Below are 17,001 nucleotides of genomic sequence, written 5' to 3'. Positions count from 1 at the left end.
ACCGGAAAATCCCTAGTGTCCCGGCAGCGGGGCGCCGCGTGCCGCACCGGATCCGGCTGCGCGCATTGGCCAACAATCACCCGGTGGTGGGGACTCGGGGGAATTCCCTAGTGTGCCCGGAATTTCTTGACATCGTGACCGGCCGCTTGGAAGCGTGCAATGACCCAGCGTCCGGACCGCGGCAGTTTTTCGATTGGGCCGGCCGATGCCGGCCGATGCCATTCGACGCCAAGAGACCAAGCAGCCAAAAGGCCAAGAGGCCGAGCAGCCGACTCGGCCTGCGTTTGGGCGGTCTGTTCTATCCGGAGAAGAGGAATGAGATGTCCAAGCGTGCGCTGATCACAGGAATCACCGGGCAGGACGGCTCCTATCTGGCCGAGCACCTGCTCTCGCAGGGCTACCAGGTATGGGGCCTGATACGGGGCCAGGCGAACCCCAGGAAGTCGCGGGTCAGTCGACTGGTGTCCGAACTGTCCTTCGTCGAGGGCGACTTGATGGACCAGTCCAGCCTGTGCTCCGCCGTCGACACGGTGCAGCCCGACGAGATCTACAACCTCGGTGCGATCTCCTTCGTCCCGATGTCCTGGCAGCAGCCCGAACTCGTCACCGAGATCAACGGCATGGGCGTCCTGCGCATGCTGGAGGCGATCCGCATGGTCAGCGGGCGGAACGGCTCCCAGAGCGACAGCGGCGGGCAGATACGCTTCTACCAGGCGTCCTCGTCGGAGATGTTCGGCAAGGTCGCCGAGACCCCGCAGCGCGAGACCACCATCTTCCGCCCGCGCAGCCCCTACGGCGTGGCGAAGACCTACGGGCACTTCATCACCCGTAACTACCGTGAGTCCTTCGGGATGTACGCGGTCTCCGGCATGCTCTTCAACCATGAATCCCCGCGCCGCGGTGCGGAGTTCGTGACCCGCAAGATCTCCCTCGCGGTGGCCCGCATCAAGCTCGGCTACCAGGACAAGCTGTCCCTGGGCAACCTCGACGCCGTACGCGACTGGGGCTTCGCCGGCGACTACGTCCGTGCCATGCACCTGATGCTGCAACAGGACGAGCCGGGCGACTACGTGATCGGCACCGGCCAGATGCACTCGGTCCGCGATGCCGTCCGCATCGCCTTCGAGCATGTGGGCCTGGACTGGGAGGACTACGTCAGCATCGACCCCTCGCTGGTACGCCCGGCCGAGGTGGAGATCCTGTGCGCGGACCCCGAGCGCGCCCACGCCCAGCTGGGCTGGAAGCCCTCCGTCGACTTCCCCGAACTGATGCGCATGATGGTCGACTCCGACCTGCGCCAGGCGTCCCGCGAGCGGGAGTACGGCGACCTGCTGCTGGCCGCCAGCTGGTAGTCGGGCCGGACGCACGGATAGCCCGGCGCGCCATGGGTGCCCCGGGCGTATCCGGTGCGGCGTCGGTGCGTCGTGCGGGCCCGCTGTCGTGCGGGGTGCGGACACTAGGTGATTTCCGGCATTCCCCCTTGTCGAATGGACGTGTGGCAGCTGCATTCCACAGACAGCCGGGGCCGGCGATCGGTGCCCGCATCCCGCCGGACCGGTCCGGCGCCATCGCGAGGAGGAGCCAGCAGTATGACGACGACCACGGCGGAAGGGCTCTGGGCCCGGTGCTACCACCCGGCGCCGCAGCACCGGCGCCAGCTCGTCTGCTTTCCGCACGCGGGCGGTTCGGCCTCCTTCTTCTTCCCCGTATCGGCACAGCTGTCATCCGTGGCGGAGGTGCTGTCGGTGCAGTACCCCGGCCGCCAGGACCGGCGCACCGAGACCAGCCCCGGCGACATCGGAGCCATGGCCGATCAGGTGTACGCGGCCCTGCGGAACCGGCTCCGGTCGCGGCCGACGGCGTTCTTCGGGCACAGCATGGGCGCGATGGTCGCCTTCGAGGTGGCCCGGCGCCTGGAGGCCGACGGAGGCGAGCTGACGCAGTTCTTCGCATCGGGACGCCGCGCGCCCTCGCGCTACCGCGCGGAGAGCGTCCACCGGCGTGACGACGACGGGATCGTCGCCGAACTGAAGCTGCTCTCCGGCACGGACGCCGCGATCCTGGGCGACGAGGAAATCCTGCGCATGATCCTCCCGGCGATCCGCAGCGACTACACCGCGGTGGAGACCTACCGCTGCGACCCCGGGGCGGCGATCAAGGCGCCGATCACCGCGTTGACCGGTGACGACGACCCCAAGACGACACTGGAGGAGGCCGAGGGCTGGCGCGCCCACACCACGGGCGCGTTCGACCTCCGGGTCTATCCCGGCGGTCACTTCTTCCTCAGCTCGCAGGCTCCGGCCGTCCTGGCACTTCTGCGTGAACACCTCACCGCCGCGGGAAAGCCCGCGGCGTGAGGTGCGTTTCCGTGCGGCCGGCCCCAGGGTCCGGCCGACTCTAGGGTCCGGCCGACTCTAGGGAATTCCGAGACAAACACCGTCGAAACTGGGCGAGTGGCGTGCGGTACGTCGAGCTGCCTCGTGCAGGGCACGCAGATCACTCAGTCGCTGTGGAACAGCCGTCCTCAGGCCGGATGTCCGCATCGAAATCCTCTGCTGTCCGCCGGTCTTGAGATGGGTTGGGTTGAACGTGGCGAACATGGACCAGGAACAGAAGCTCCGCGACTACCTGAAGCGGGCCAGCGCCGATCTGCGGCGCTCCCGGCAGCGGGTGGGCGAGCTGGAGGCGGCGGCCCGCGAGCCGATCGCGATCGTGGGGATGAGCTGCCGCTTCCCGGGAGGCGTACGCAGTCCCGAGGAGCTCTGGTCCCTGCTCGCCGCCGACGGGGACGGCATCACCACGTCCCCCACCGACCGCGGCTGGGAGCTGCTGGCCGAGGACGCGGCGGAGTTCTCCGGCGGATTCCTGCACGACGCGGCCGAGTTCGACGCCTCCTTCTTCGGGATATCGCCCCGTGAGGCGCTCGCCATGGACCCGCAGCAGCGACTGCTGATGGAGTCCTCCTGGGAAGCCTTCGAGCGGGCCGGTATCGACCCGGCGGCGGTCCGGGGCACCAGGACGGGCATGTTCGTCGGGGCGATGCCCCAGGAGTACCGGGTGGGCCCGGACGACGACGTCCAGGGCTTCGCCCTGACGGGCACCACCACCAGCGTCATCTCGGGCCGACTCGCCTACTTCTTCGGGGCCGTGGGCCCGGCGGTCACCGTCGACACCGCCTGCTCGTCCTCCCTCGTGGCCCTGCACCTGGCCGCCCACTCCCTGCGCCAGGGCGAGTGCTCCCTGGCGCTGGCCGCCGGCGTCACCGTGATGTCCAGCCCCACCACCTTCGTGGAGTTCAACCGCCAGGGCGGGCTCTCCGCCGACGGGCGCTGCCGCTCCTTCGCCGACTCCGCCGACGGCACCGGCTGGTCCGAGGGCGTGGGCGTGCTGGTCCTGGAGCGCCTCTCGGAGGCCCGTCGCAACGGGCACGAGATCCTGGCCGTCATCCGGGGCTCCGCCGTCAACCAGGACGGCGCCTCCAACGGGCTGACCGCGCCCAACGGCCCCTCGCAGCAACGGGTGATCGAGCAGGCGCTGGTCAGCGCGCGGCTCTCGGCCGACGAGGTCGACGTCGTCGAGGCGCACGGCACCGGCACCACCCTGGGCGACCCGGTCGAGGCCCAGGCGCTGTTGGCGACCTACGGCCGCAACCGCGACGACGACCGGCCGCTGCTGCTGGGCTCCGTCAAATCCAACATCGGCCACACCCAGGCGGCGGCCGGCATGGCCGGCGTCATCAAGATGGTGCTGGCCATGCGGCACGGCCTGCTCCCGCGCACGCTCCATGTGGACGCGCCGTCCTCGCACGTCGACTGGACGCAGGGAGCCGTGCGCCTGCTCACCGAGCAGACCGCCTGGCCCCAGGGCGAACAGCCGCGCCGGGCCGGCGTCTCCTCGTTCGGGCTCAGCGGCACCAACGCGCACACGATCCTGGAGGAGGCCCCGGCCGCCCCCGAGGAGGACACGGAGCCGGCCGCCGCCGAACCCGTGGCGGCGGGCGCCGTCCCCTGGCTCGTCTCCGGCCGCACCCGTGAGGCGCTGCGCGCCCAGGCGGCCCAGCTGCTCGCACACCTCACGTCCGGCCCCGCGCCCCTGGACGTGGCCTACTCCCTGGCCACGGCCCGCTCCGGCCTGGAGCACCGCGCCGCGTTCACCGCGGCCGACCTGGACGGTGCCCGCGCCGCCCTCACCGCGCTCGCCGACGGCACACCGGCCCCGGGTCTGGTGCAGGACACCGCGCGGACACGGTCCAAGCTCGCCTTCCTCTTCGCGGGCCAGGGCTCCCAGCGGCCGGGCATGGGGCGTGAACTGGCCGCCCGCTTCCCCGTCTTCGCCACCGCCCTGGACGAGGTCCTCGGCCACTTCGACGAAGGACTCGAACGGCCCCTGAAGGACGTGCTGTTCGCCGCCGACGGCACGCCCGAGGCCGCCCTGCTCGACGAGACCGGCTACGCCCAGCCGGCGCTGTTCGCGCTCGAGGTCGCGCTGTACCGGCTCGCCGAGTCCTTCGGCATCACGCCGGACTTCCTCGCCGGGCACTCCATCGGCGAGATCGCCGCGGCGCATGTCGCCGGCGTCTTCACCCTGGCCGACGCCGCGGCCCTGGTGCTCGCCCGCGGCCGCCTCATGCAGGCGCTGCCCGAGGGCGGCGCCATGGTCTCCCTCGAAGCCGCCGAGGACGAGGTCCTGCCCCTCCTTGAGGACCGGCAGGAGCGCGTCTCCATCGCCGCGGTCAACGGGCCCCACGCCGTCGTCGTCGCCGGTGAAGTCGACGACGTCACCGCCGTCGCCGAGCACTTCGGCGCGCTGGGCCGCAGGACCAAGCGGCTGCGGGTCTCGCACGCGTTCCACTCCCCGCTCATGGAGCCCATGCTGGCGGAGTTCCGCGCGGCCGTCTCCCGGCTCACCCCGCAGGCGCCCGTGATCCCGGTCGTCTCCGGCCTGACCGGCACCCTCGCCACGGTGGAGCAGCTGACCTCCCCCGACTACTGGGTGGACCACGCCCGCCACGCCGTACGGTTCGCCGACGCCGTCGCCTGGCTCGACGGCCACGGCGCCGCCACCTTCCTGGAACTGGGCCCCGACGGCGTCCTGTCCGCCATGGCCCAGACCTGCCTGGCCGCGGACACGGACACCGCCGCCGAGGGCGTCCCGGCCACGCTCGCCGTGCTCCGCCCCGGCCGCCCCGAGGCCGAGACGCTCACCGCCGCGCTGGCGGGTCTGCACACCCGCGGTGTGGCCGTCCAGTGGGAGCCCTACTTCCAGAACACCGGCGCCCGGCGCGCCGACCTGCCCACGTACGCCTTCCAGCGCCGCCGCTACTGGCCCAAGAGCGTGCCCGCGACCGGCGGTGATGTGCGCGCCGCGGGCCTGGGCGCGGCACACCACCCGCTGCTGACGGCGGCCGTGTCGGTCGCCAACTCCGACGGGCTGCTGCTGACCGGACGGCTGTCGACGCGTACCCACCCCTGGCTCGCCGACCACGCCGTGCGCGGCACTGTGCTCCTGCCGGGCACCGCCTTCCTGGAGCTGGCCGTGCGCGCCGGGGACGAGGCCGGCTGCGGCCGGGTGGAGGAACTCACCCTCGCCGCCCCGCTGGTGCTGCCCGAGGAGGGCGGCGTCCAGGTGCAGGTGTGGGTGGGCAGTCCCGACGCGTCGGGACGCCGCGCCGTCAGCGTCCACTCCCGCCCCGACGGGCCGGAGGAGCTGCCCTGGACCCAGCACGCCGCGGGCACCCTCGTCGCCGGTGAGCACCATGCCGGATTCGACGCCACCGTCTGGCCGCCCGCCGACGCGCAGGAGCTGGACCTCGACGGCTTCTACGACCGGATGGCCGACACCGGCTTCGGATACGGCCCCCTCTTCCAGGGCCTGCGCGCCGCCTGGCGCAGCGGCGACGACGTCTATGCCGAGGTGACGCTGCCCGAGAGCAACGGCGCCGACGCCGCGTCCGCCGGGTCGTTCGGCATCCACCCGGCCCTGCTGGACGCCGCGCTGCACGCCGCGGCCTTCGTGGACCTGGGCGAGGACGCCCGCGGCGGTCTGCCCTTCTCGTGGCAGGACGTCACCCTGCACGCGAGCGGGGCGAGCACGGTCCGGGTGAAACTGACCCCGGCCGGGGACGACGCGGTGGCCCTCGCCGTCGCCGACACCACCGGCGCCCCCGTCGCCTCCATCGGCTCGCTGGTCCTGCGCACCCTGCCCGACGAGCAGATCGATGCGGCCAACTCCCTTGTCCGCGACGCCCTGTTCGAGATGCGCTGGAGCGAACCGCGCCAGGCCGCCGGGGAGGCGCCCGCCTCGGCCGCCGTCCTCGGCCCCGACCTCTTCGGCCTGGAGCGGGCTCTTGCGCCGACGGGCCTCACGGTCACGGCGCTGCCCGGCCCGGACGCCGCCGCGCCCGCCGCGGACGTGGTCCTCGCCCCCGTCGAGGGGGCCGAGGACGACATCGTCACCTCCGTGCACGCCCGCACCGCCCACGTGCTGGAGCGCCTGCGGACCTGGCTGGCGGACGAGCGGTACGCCGCCTCCCGGCTGGTCTTCGTCACCCGTGGCGCCGTCGCCACCGACGCCCGGCAGGCACCCGACCCGGTGGCCGCCGCCGTCTGGGGCCTGGTACGGGCCGCGCAGAGCGAACACCCCGGCCGCTTCGGGCTGTTGGACCTCGACCCCGGCACCGCCGAACCCGCCGCGGAGCCGCTGCTGCGGGCCCTGGCCCTGTCCTCGGACGAGCCCCAGACCGCCGTCCGCGGCACCGCCGTGCACACCGCGCGGCTCGCCCGCGCCCAGACGTCGGGGACCGCTGCGGAGTGGGACCCCGAGGGCACCGTGGTGCTCACCGGGGCCACCGGCGGCCTGGGCCGCGTACTGGCCCGCCACCTGGTCGCCGAGCGCGGCGTACGTCATCTGCTCCTGGTCAGCCGCCGCGGCGCCGACGCCGACGGCGCCGAAGAACTCGTGGCCGAACTGGCCGAGCACGGCGCGCAGGTGGCCCTTGCGGCCTGCGACCTGGCCGACCGCGCCGCCGTGCGGCGACTGCTGGCCGGTGTGCCCGCCGAGCACCCCGTCACCGCCGTCGTGCACAGCGCCGGCAGCCTCGACGACGGCGTGATCGACTCGCTCACCCCCGAGCGGATCAGTGCGGTCCTGCGGCCCAAGGCCGACGCCGTCTGGCACCTCCACGAGGCCACCCGGGATCTGGACCTGGCCGCCTTCGTCGTCTTCTCCTCCCTCTCCGGCACCGTGGGCGCGGCGGGCCAGGGCAACTACGCCGCCGCGAACGCCTTCCTCGACGCGCTCGCCCAACTGCGCCGCGCCCAGGGGCTGCCGGGGCTCTCCCTGGCCTGGGGCCCGTGGGAGCCCACCGCGGGAATGACCGGCGGTCTGACGGACGAGGACCTTCAGCGCCTGGCCCGGATGGGCACGCCCGCGCTCACCGAGGAGCAGGGCATCGCCCTGTTCGACGCGGCCACCGCCACGGATGCCGCCGTCCTGCTGCCGACCCGGCTCGACCTGTCCGTCCTGCGCGTCCAGAGCGAGATACCGCCGCTGTGGCGCGGCCTGATCCGTACCCCGGCCCGCCGCTCGGTGGTCTCGGGCTCGGAGACCGCCGTCACCCTCGTACAGCAGCTGTCGCGGCTGGCGGAGACCGACCGCCGCGAGGTCGTGCTCGACCTCGTGGCCGGACAGGTGGCCGCCGTGCTCGGCCACGCCGGCACCGCCGACATCGACCCGCGGCGCCCGCTGCGGGAGCTGGGCTTCGACTCGCTGACCGCCGTGGAACTGCGCAACCGGCTCAACGCGGCCACCGGCCTGCGCACCGCCGCGACCGTCATCTTCGACCACCCGACCGTCGACGCCCTCGCCACGCACCTCCTCGACGGACTCATGGGCTCCGAGGCCGCCGCCGCGGCCGATGCGCCCCGTGCCGCCGCGGACGACGACCCCATCGTCATCGTCGGCATGAGCTGCCGCTACCCGGGCGGCGTCGCCTCGCCCGAGGACCTGTGGCGGCTGGTCAGCGAGGGCACCGACGCCATCTCGGGCCTGCCCACCGACCGGGGCTGGGACCTGGACGCGCTCTACGACCCGGACCCGGACCGCACCGGCACCTCCTACTCCCGTTTCGGCGGATTCCTGCACACCGCCGCCGACTTCGACCCCGCCTTCTTCGGCATGAGCCCCCGCGAGGCCCTGGCCACCGACTCCCAGCAGCGGCTCCTCCTCGAAGCGTCCTGGGAGGCCGTCGAGCGGGCGGGCATCGACCCGATGTCCCTGCGCGGCAGCCAGACCGGCGTGTTCGCGGGCGTGATGTACAACGACTACGCCACGGTGCTCTCCGGCGGGCAGTTCGAGGGCCACCAGGGCAGCGGCACCGCCCCGAGCGTCGCCTCCGGGCGCATCTCCTACACCCTCGGCCTCGAAGGCCCCGCCGTCACCGTCGACACCGCGTGCTCGTCCTCGCTGGTCGCCATGCACTGGGCGATGCAGGCACTGCGCGCGGGGGAGTGCTCGCTCGCGCTGGCCGGCGGCGTCACGGTCATGTCGACGCCGGGTGCCCTCATCGAGTTCTCCCGGCAGCGCGGCCTGTCCCCGGACGGGCGCTGCAAGGCGTTCGGCGACGGCGCCGACGGCGTCGGCTGGTCCGAGGGCGTGGGCGTCCTCGTCCTGGAACGCCTCTCCGACGCCCGCCGCAACGGGCACCGGGTCCTGGCCGTCGTCCGCGGCTCCGCCGTCAACCAGGACGGCGCCTCCAACGGCCTGACCGCCCCCAACGGCCCCGCCCAGCAGCGGGTGATCCGCCAGGCGCTGTCCGCCGCCGGCCTGTCCGCCACGGACATTGACGCGGTGGAGGGCCACGGCACCGGTACCACCCTCGGCGACCCCATCGAGGCCCAGGCCCTGCTCGCCGCCTACGGCCGGGACCGCGACGCCGGAGCGCCGCTGCTGCTGGGTTCGGTGAAGTCCAACATCGGCCACACCCAGGCCGCGGCCGGCGTCGCCGGCGTCATCAAGATGGTCATGGCCATGCGCCACGGCGTGCTGCCCCGCACCCTGCACGCCGACGAGCCGTCCTCGCACGTGGAGTGGGACTCCGGGGCGGTGCGCCTGCTCACCGAGGAGACGCCCTGGCCGCAGGCCGACCGGCCGCGCCGCGCCGCCGTCTCCTCCTTCGGCTTCAGCGGTACCAACGCGCACCTGATCGTCGAGGAGCCGGCGGCCGTCGCCGAGCAGCGCGAGGAGCCGGCGCTCACCCCGGCCGTCGTGCCCTGGACGCTGTCGGGCAAGAGCCGGGCCGCGCTGCGCGACCAGGCCGCCCGCCTGCGCTCCTTCCTGGAAGAGCGCCCCGCCCTCGATCCGGCCGATGTCGCGCTCTCCCTGGCCACCACCCGCTCGGCCTTCGACCAGCGCGCCGTCGTCACCGGCGACCGCGACGAACTGCTGCGCGCCCTCGCCGACCTGGCCGCCGACCGGCCGGGCCCCGCGCTCACCGAGGGCGAGGTCGGCGGTGCGGGCAAGCTCGCCGTGGTGTTCTCCGGGCAGGGCAGCCAGCGCCCCGGCGCGGGCCGTGAACTCGCCGCCCGCTTCCCCGCGTTCGCCCAGGCCCTCGACGAGGTGACCGCCGCCCTCGACCCGCATCTGGACCGGCCCCTCAAGGACGTCCTGTTCGCCCCGGAGGGCAGCCCCGAGGCGGCGCTGCTGGACCGCACCGAGTGGACCCAGCCCGCACTGTTCGCCGTCGGGGTCGCGCTCCACCGGCTGCTCGGCACCTGGGGCATCCGCCCCGACGTGCTGCTGGGCCACTCCATCGGCGAGATCACCGCCGCGCATGTCGCGGGCGTCCTCTCGCTGCCCGACGCGGCCCGCCTGGTGAGCGCCCGCGGACGGCTGATGCAGGCGCTGCCCGCCGGCGGCGCGATGATCTCCCTCCAGGCCACCGAGGAGGAGACCGCGCCGCTGCTCGCCGGGCGCGAGCACGAGGTCTCCCTCGCCGCCGTCAACGGCCCCCACAGCGTCGTGGTCGCCGGAGACGAGGCCGCCGCCGAGGAGATCGCCGCCCACTTCGCCGCCCAGGGACGCAAGACCAAGCGCCTGACGGTCAGCCACGCCTTCCACTCGCCGCTCATGGACCCCGCGCTCGACGCACTGCGCGAGGTCGCCGCCGAACTCACCTACCACGCACCGGACGTGACCGTCGTCTCCGGCCTGACCGGACTGGCCGCCACCGAGGCGGAACTGCGCTCGGCCGACTACTGGGTCGCGCACGCCCGCGGCGCCGTCCGCTTCGCCGACACCCTGCGCGCCGCGTACGACTGCGGCGCCGGCACCTTCCTCGAACTCGGCCCCGACAGCGTGCTGTCGGCCGCCGCCCAGGACGCCCTCGGCGACGACGCGGACGCGCATATCGTCCCGCTGCTGCGCCACGGGCGCGGCGAGGAGCGCTGCGCGGCCACCGCGCTGGCCCGCCTGCACGTCCGCGGCACCGCCGTCGACTGGCCCGGGTACCTCGCCGGCACCGGAGCCCGCACCGTCGACCTGCCCACCTACGCCTTCCAGCACGAGCGCTACTGGCCCGAACAGACCCCGGCCCTCGCGCAGCGCGCCGCCGACCCCGCGGACGCCGAGCTGTGGGGCGCCGTCGAACGCGGCGACGCCACGGAACTGGCCGCCCTCCTCGGGCTGCGCGACGAACAGCACGCCTCTCTGTACGCCCTGCTGCCCGCACTGTCCTCCTGGCGCCAGCACCGGCAGGAGAAGGCGCTGCTGGACTCCACCCGCTACCGCGTGGCCTGGCGCCCCGTGCCGGCAACCGCCGCGCCCGTACTGGACGGCACCTGGCTGCTCGTCACCGCCGACGGCATCGACAGCGACGAGATCCTCGATGCGCTGCGCGGCCACGGCGCCCAGTTCGAGACCCTCGCCCTGGACGACGCCTGCCGCGACCGCGCCCACCTCGCCGACCGGCTCGCCGCCGTACGCGACCAGGACCGGCCGCTGACCGGAGTGCTGTCCCTGCTGCCGCTCGCCGACCGGCCCGGGGCCGAGACCGGCGCCCAGCCGTCCACCGGGCTCGCGCTGAGCCTCGTACTGATCCAGGCGCTCGCCGACACCGGCCTCGCCGCGCCCCTGTGGACCCTGACCCGGGGCGCCGTCACCACCGGCGCCGACGACCCGCTCACCCACCCCCTCCAGGCCGCGGTCTGGGGACTGGGCCGGGTCGCCGCCCTGGAGCACCCGCAGCTGTGGAGCGGCCTGATCGACCTGCCGGACACCCTCGACGCCCCCGCCACCCAGCACCTCGTCAGCGCGCTGGCCGCCGAGGGCGGCGAGGACCAGATCGCCGTCCGCGCCACCGGAGTGCTCGGCCGGCGCCTGGTCCGCCATCCGCAAGCCGAACTGCCCCCGGCCGACGCCTTCACCGCACGCGGCACCGTGCTGATCACCGGCGGCACCGGAGCGCTCGGCGCCGAGACCGCCCGCTGGCTCGCCCGCAGCGGCGCCGAGCACCTCCTGCTCACCAGCCGCCGCGGCCCCGACGCCCCCGGCGCCAGTGAACTGGCAGCAGAAATAGAGGAGTTGGGTGCTCGGGTCACCATCGCGGCCTGCGACACCGCCGACCGCGCCGCCCTCGCCGCGCTGCTGGACTCCGTACCCGACGAGCACCCGCTGACCGGCGTCGTGCACGCGGCCGGTGTCGGCCAGGCGGTCGCGCTGGCCGACACCCCGCTGGCCGACGCCGCCCAGGCGATGGCCGCCAAGCTGCTCGGCGCGGCCCACCTCGACAGCCTTCTGGACGGCCACGACCTCGACTTCTTCGTCCTGGTCTCCTCGATCGCCGGAGTCTGGGGCAGCGCCGGACAGAGCGCCTACAGCGCCGCCAACGCCTACCTCGACGCCCTCGCCGAGCACCGCGCGGCCCGCGGCCTGCCCGCCACCTCCGTCGCCTGGGGCCCCTGGGCCGAGGCCGGTATGGCCACCCACGAGGCCGTCACCGACGAACTGCACCGGCGCGGGCTGCGCTTCCTCGCGCCCGCGACGGCCATCGCCGAACTGCGGCGCGCCGTCGTCCACCGGGACGTCACCGTCACGGTCGCCGACATCGACTGGGAGCGCTACCACCCCGTCTTCACCTCCACCCGCCCCAGCGCCCTCTTCGACGAACTGGCCGAGGTCCAGGCCCTGGTACGCGCCGAGGGCGAAAGCGCCGCGCCCGAATTCGCCGCGCGCCTGCGGGGCCTGGACCAGGACGAGCAGGAGCGGCTGCTGGGCGACCTGGTGCGCGCCGAGGCGGCCCTCGCCCTCGGCCACGACTCCGCGGACGCCATCGCGGAGCGGCGGGCCTTCCGCGACGCCGGCTTCGACTCGCTGACCGCGGTGGAACTGCGCAAGCGGCTGGCCGCCCTCACCGGCCTGGCCCTGCCCGCCACCCTCGTCTTCGACTACCCGACCCCCGTCGCCCTCGCCCGCCACCTGCGCGAGCAACTCCTGGGCACCGCACAGGAGTCGGCCGCCCCCGTGGCCGTGGCGTCGGGGGGCTTCGACGAGCCCATCGCCATCGTCGGCATGAGCTGCCGCTTCCCCGGCGGCGTCCGCTCCCCGCGGCAGCTGTGGGACCTGGTCAGCGAAGGCGTCGACGCCATCAGCGACTTCCCCGTCAACCGCGGCTGGCACACCGACGGCCTGTTCCATCCCGACCCGGACAACCCCGGCACGACGTACTCCACCCAGGGCGGATTCCTGCACGACGCGGGCGAGTTCGACGCCTCCTTCTTCGGCATCTCGCCGCGCGAGGCGCTGTCGATGGACCCGCAGCAGCGGCTGCTGCTGGAGACCACCTGGGAGGCGTTCGAGCACGCCGGCATCGACCCCACCACCGTCCACGGCTCCGCGACCGGCACCTTCATCGGCTCCACCTACCAGGAGTACGGACTCGGCGTCGAGGACGGCTCCGCCGGCCACCTGGTGACCGGCACCAGCCCCAGCGTGCTCTCCGGGCGCCTGGCCTACCTCTTCGGCCTCGAAGGCCCGGCCGTCACCGTCGACACCGCCTGCTCCTCGTCCCTGGTCGCCCTGCACCTGGCCTGCCAGTCGCTGCGCAACGGCGAGAGCTCCCTGGCCCTGGCCGGCGGCGCGACCGTGATGACCAACCCCAACCCGTTCGTCGCCTTCAGCCGGCAGCGGGCCCTGGCCGGCGACGGCCGCTGCAAGGCGTTCTCCGAAGGCGCCGACGGCATGACCCTGGCCGAGGGCGTCGGCGTCCTCGTCCTGGAGCGCCTCTCGGACGCCCGGCGCAACGGGCACGAGATCCTCGCCGTCGTCCGCGGCTCGGCCATCAACCAGGACGGCGCCTCCAACGGCCTGTCCGCCCCCAACGGCCCCTCCCAGCAGCGCGTCATCCGCCAGGCCCTGGCCAACGCGGGGCTGACCCCGGCGGACGTCGACGTCGTCGAGGCCCACGGCACCGGCACCGCCCTCGGCGACCCCATCGAGGCCCAGGCCCTGCTCGCCACCTACGGACCGGGCCGCGACCCGGACAGTCCGCTGCTGCTGGGCTCGGTGAAGTCCAACATCGGCCACACCCAGTCCGCGGCCGGCGTGGCCGGCGTCATCAAGATGGTCCTGGCCCTGCGCAACGGACGACTGCCGCGCACCCTGCACGCCGACACCCCCTCCAGCCACATCGACTGGACCCCCGGCACCGTCTCCCTGCTCACCGAGCCCACCGACTGGCCCGAGGGCGAGCGCCCGCGCCGCTGCGCGGTCTCCTCCTTCGGCATCAGCGGCACCAACGCCCACACCCTCCTCGAAGAGGCCCCCCGCCCGCACGAGACGGCCCCCGCGCCGACGGTGCCCCCGGCCGGCGACGCCATCCCCTGGGTGCTGTCCGCCCGGACCCCGGGCGCGCTGCGCGCCCAGGCGGCCCACCTCGCCGCCCACCTCGACGGCGAGGCACCCGGTGCCCTCGACGTCGGCCACACCCTGGTGGCCACCCGCACCCTCTTCGACCAGCGCGCCGTCGTCGTCGGCACCGACGACGTGTCCCGGCGCGCGGCCCTGGACGCCCTCGCCACCGGCGGCTCCGCACCCGGCGTCGTCCAGGGCACGGCCGACACCGACGGCAGGACCGTCTTCGTCTTCCCCGGCCAGGGCTCCCAGTGGGTCGGTATGGGGGCGCGGCTCCTGGAGGAGTCCCCGGTCTTCGCCGCGCGCCTGACCGAATGCGCCACCGCCCTCTCGGAGTTCGTCGACTGGTCCCTGCTCGACGTGCTGCGTCAGGCCGACGGTGCGCCGACCCTGGACCGCGTCGACGTCGTCCAGCCCGCCTCCTTCGCCGTCATGGTCTCCCTGGCCGCGCTGTGGACCTCGCACGGCATCACCCCCGATGCCGTGGTCGGCCACTCGCAGGGCGAGATCGCCGCGGCCGCCGTCGCCGGGGCGCTCTCCCTGGAGGACGCGGCCCGCGTCGTCACGCTGCGCAGCCAGGCCATCGCCCGCGGGCTGGCCGGAACCGGCGGCATGCTGTCGGTCCCGCTGCCCGCCGCGGAGGTCGAACAGCGACTCGCCGGGGCCGCCGGGTACGACGACCTGTCGATCGCCGCCGTCAACGGCCCCCGCTCCACCGTCGTCTCCGGCGCCACCGCGCCGCTGGACGCCCTCCAGGCCGAGCTGGTCGGCGAGGACATCCGCGCCCGGCGCATCGCCGTCGACTACGCCTCGCACTCCGCCCAGGTCGAGCGGGTGCGCGACGAACTGCGCGGCGTCCTCGCGCCGGTGCGCCCGCGCCCGGCCCAGGTGCCGTTCTTCTCCACCGTCACCGGTGACTGGCTGGACACCACCGTCATGGACGCGGAGTACTGGTTCACCAACCTGCGCCAGACCGTCCACTTCCAGCCCGCCATCGGTGAACTCCTCGCCCAGGGCCACCACTTCTTCATCGAGGTCAGCTCCCACCCCGTCCTGTCCATGGGCATCCAGGCGACCGCCGAGGAAGCCGGGACCGCCGCCGCGGTGCTCGGCACGCTCCGGCGCGACACCGGCGGCACCGACCGCTTCCTGACCTCCCTGGCCGAAGCCTTCGTCCGGGGCGCGGGCGCCGACTGGTCACCCGTCTTCGCCGGCACCGGCGCCCGCCGGGTGCCGCTGCCCACGTACGCCTTCCAGCGCGAGCACCTGTGGGCGATCCCCGAGCGGTCCCAGGACCGTCCCGAAGCGGACCCCGCGGACGCCGAGTTCTGGACGGCGGTCGAGGAGGAGGACGTCGAGGCGCTCGCCTCCCGCCTGCGCCTGGACCGCAGCTCCCTGGCCCCGGTCCTCCCGGCCCTCTCGCACTGGCGCAAGCGCCGCCGCGAGCTGTCCACCGTGGACTCCTGGCGCTACCGCGCCACTTGGAAGCCGCTGACCGGCCTGCCCGCGGCGGCCCTGACGGGCACCTGGCTCGTCGTCGCCCCCGAAGGGACCGACACCGACACCCTCACCGGCGTCCTCGCCGCCCACGGCGCCGACCCGCGCACCCTCGTCCTGGACGACGCCTGCCTCGACCGCGCCACCCTGACCGCGCGCCTGACCGGCCTCGACGGCGCGGCGGACCTCACGGGCGTGGTGTCCCTGCTCGGCCAGGCCGAAGCGGCGAGCGCCAGCCACCCGGCGCTCAGCCGCGGGTTGGCCCTGACCGTCGCGCTCGTCCAGGCGCTCGGCGACGCCGGAATCGACGCACCGCTGTGGTGCCTGACCCAAGGCGCCGTCTCCACCGGCCGCGCCGACCGGCTCACCCGCCCCGACCAGGCCCAGATCCTCGGCCTCGGCTGGACGGCCGCCCTCGAACACCCGCAGCGCTGGGGCGGTCTGGTCGATCTGCCCGAGCAGTGGGACCGACGGGCCGGCGAACGCCTGGCCGCCGTGCTGACCGGCCGCAGCGGCGAGGACCAGCTCGCCGTCCGCTCCTCGGGCGTCTTCGCCCGCCGCGTCGTACGCGCCGCCCCCGCGGACCCCGCCCCGGCCCGCCCCTGGACGCCGAGGGGCACCACCCTCGTCACCGGCGGCACCGGCACGCTCGCCCCGCACCTGGCCCGCTGGCTCGCCGAGCAGGGCGCCGAGCACGTCGTCCTCACCAGCCGCCGCGGCCCGGAAGCCCCCGGCATGGACGAACTCATCCGCGAACTGGGCGAGTTGGGCTGCGAGGCCGGTGTCGTCGCCTGCGATCTGACCGACCGCGACGCGGTCGCCCGGATGCTCGACACGCTGGCGACCGAGGGCCGCACCGTACGCACCGTCGTGCACACCGCCGTCACCATCGAGCTGGCGACGCTGGACGAGACGACCCTCGACGACTTCGCGAAGGTCATGGACGCCAAGGTCACCGGCGCCCGGCACCTGGACGAGCTCCTCGGCGACGACCTCGACGCCTTCGTCCTGTACTCCTCCACCGCCGGCCTGTGGGGCAGCGGCGCGCACGCCGCCTACGTCGCCGGCAACGCCTATCTCAATGCCCTGGCCGAACACCGCCGCGCCCGCGGCGCCCACGCCACCGCCGTCTCCTGGGGCATCTGGGCCGACGACCTCAAGCTCGGCCGCGTCGACCCCGGCCAGATCCGCCGCAGCGGGCTGGTCTTCATGGATCCCCAACTGGCCCTCACCGGCCTGCGCCAGGCCCTCGACGACGGCGAGACGCACCTGGCCGTCGCCGACGTGGACTGGGAGCGCTACTACCCCGTCTTCACCGCCGCGCGGCCCACCCGGCTCTTCGAGGACCTGCCCGAGGTCCGGCAGTCGGCGCAGGAGAGCGCCGAAGTCACCGACTCCGGAGGCGAGTTCGCCACCCGACTGCTCGGGCTGGCCCCGGTCGAGCAGGACCGTCTCCTGCTGGATCTCGTCCGCACCGAGGCGGCCACCGCGCTCGGCCACGCCTCACCCGACGTCCTGTCCGAACAGCGTGCCTTCCGCGACGTCGGCTTCGACTCGCTGACCGCCGTCGACCTGCGCAACCGGATCGCCACCAGGACC

At 74.3% G+C, this 17,001-nt stretch carries 3 protein-coding genes (1 of these 3 running past the window's edge); all 3 read left to right on the top strand.

Annotated elements, in window-relative coordinates:
• Positions 1-320 precede the first annotated feature (320 nt).
• Complete coding sequence (locus B1H19_RS05040) at positions 321-1,352, top strand: GDP-mannose 4,6-dehydratase (RefSeq protein ID WP_083103415.1); 1,032 nt, start codon at positions 321-323, stop codon at positions 1,350-1,352.
• A 237-nt stretch (positions 1,353-1,589) separates the two neighbouring features.
• Positions 1,590-2,357, top strand: coding sequence for a thioesterase II family protein (locus B1H19_RS05035; RefSeq protein ID WP_083103414.1), 768 nt, complete (start codon positions 1,590-1,592; stop codon positions 2,355-2,357).
• Positions 2,358-2,598: 241 nt separating this feature from the next.
• On the top strand, positions 2,599-17,001 hold the 5' portion of the coding sequence (locus B1H19_RS05030; protein WP_083103413.1) for a type I polyketide synthase. The gene runs 14,055 nt beyond the window's last position; the window shows 14,403 of its 28,458 coding nt (coding positions 1-14,403); its start codon is at positions 2,599-2,601; its stop codon lies beyond the right edge, outside the window.

Origin of the sequence: Streptomyces gilvosporeus (assembly GCF_002082195.1) — a bacterium.
In the GTDB taxonomy this organism is placed as follows: Bacteria; Actinomycetota; Actinomycetes; order Streptomycetales; family Streptomycetaceae; genus Streptomyces; species Streptomyces gilvosporeus.
This window is presented reverse-complemented; position numbering and strand designations above follow the sequence as displayed.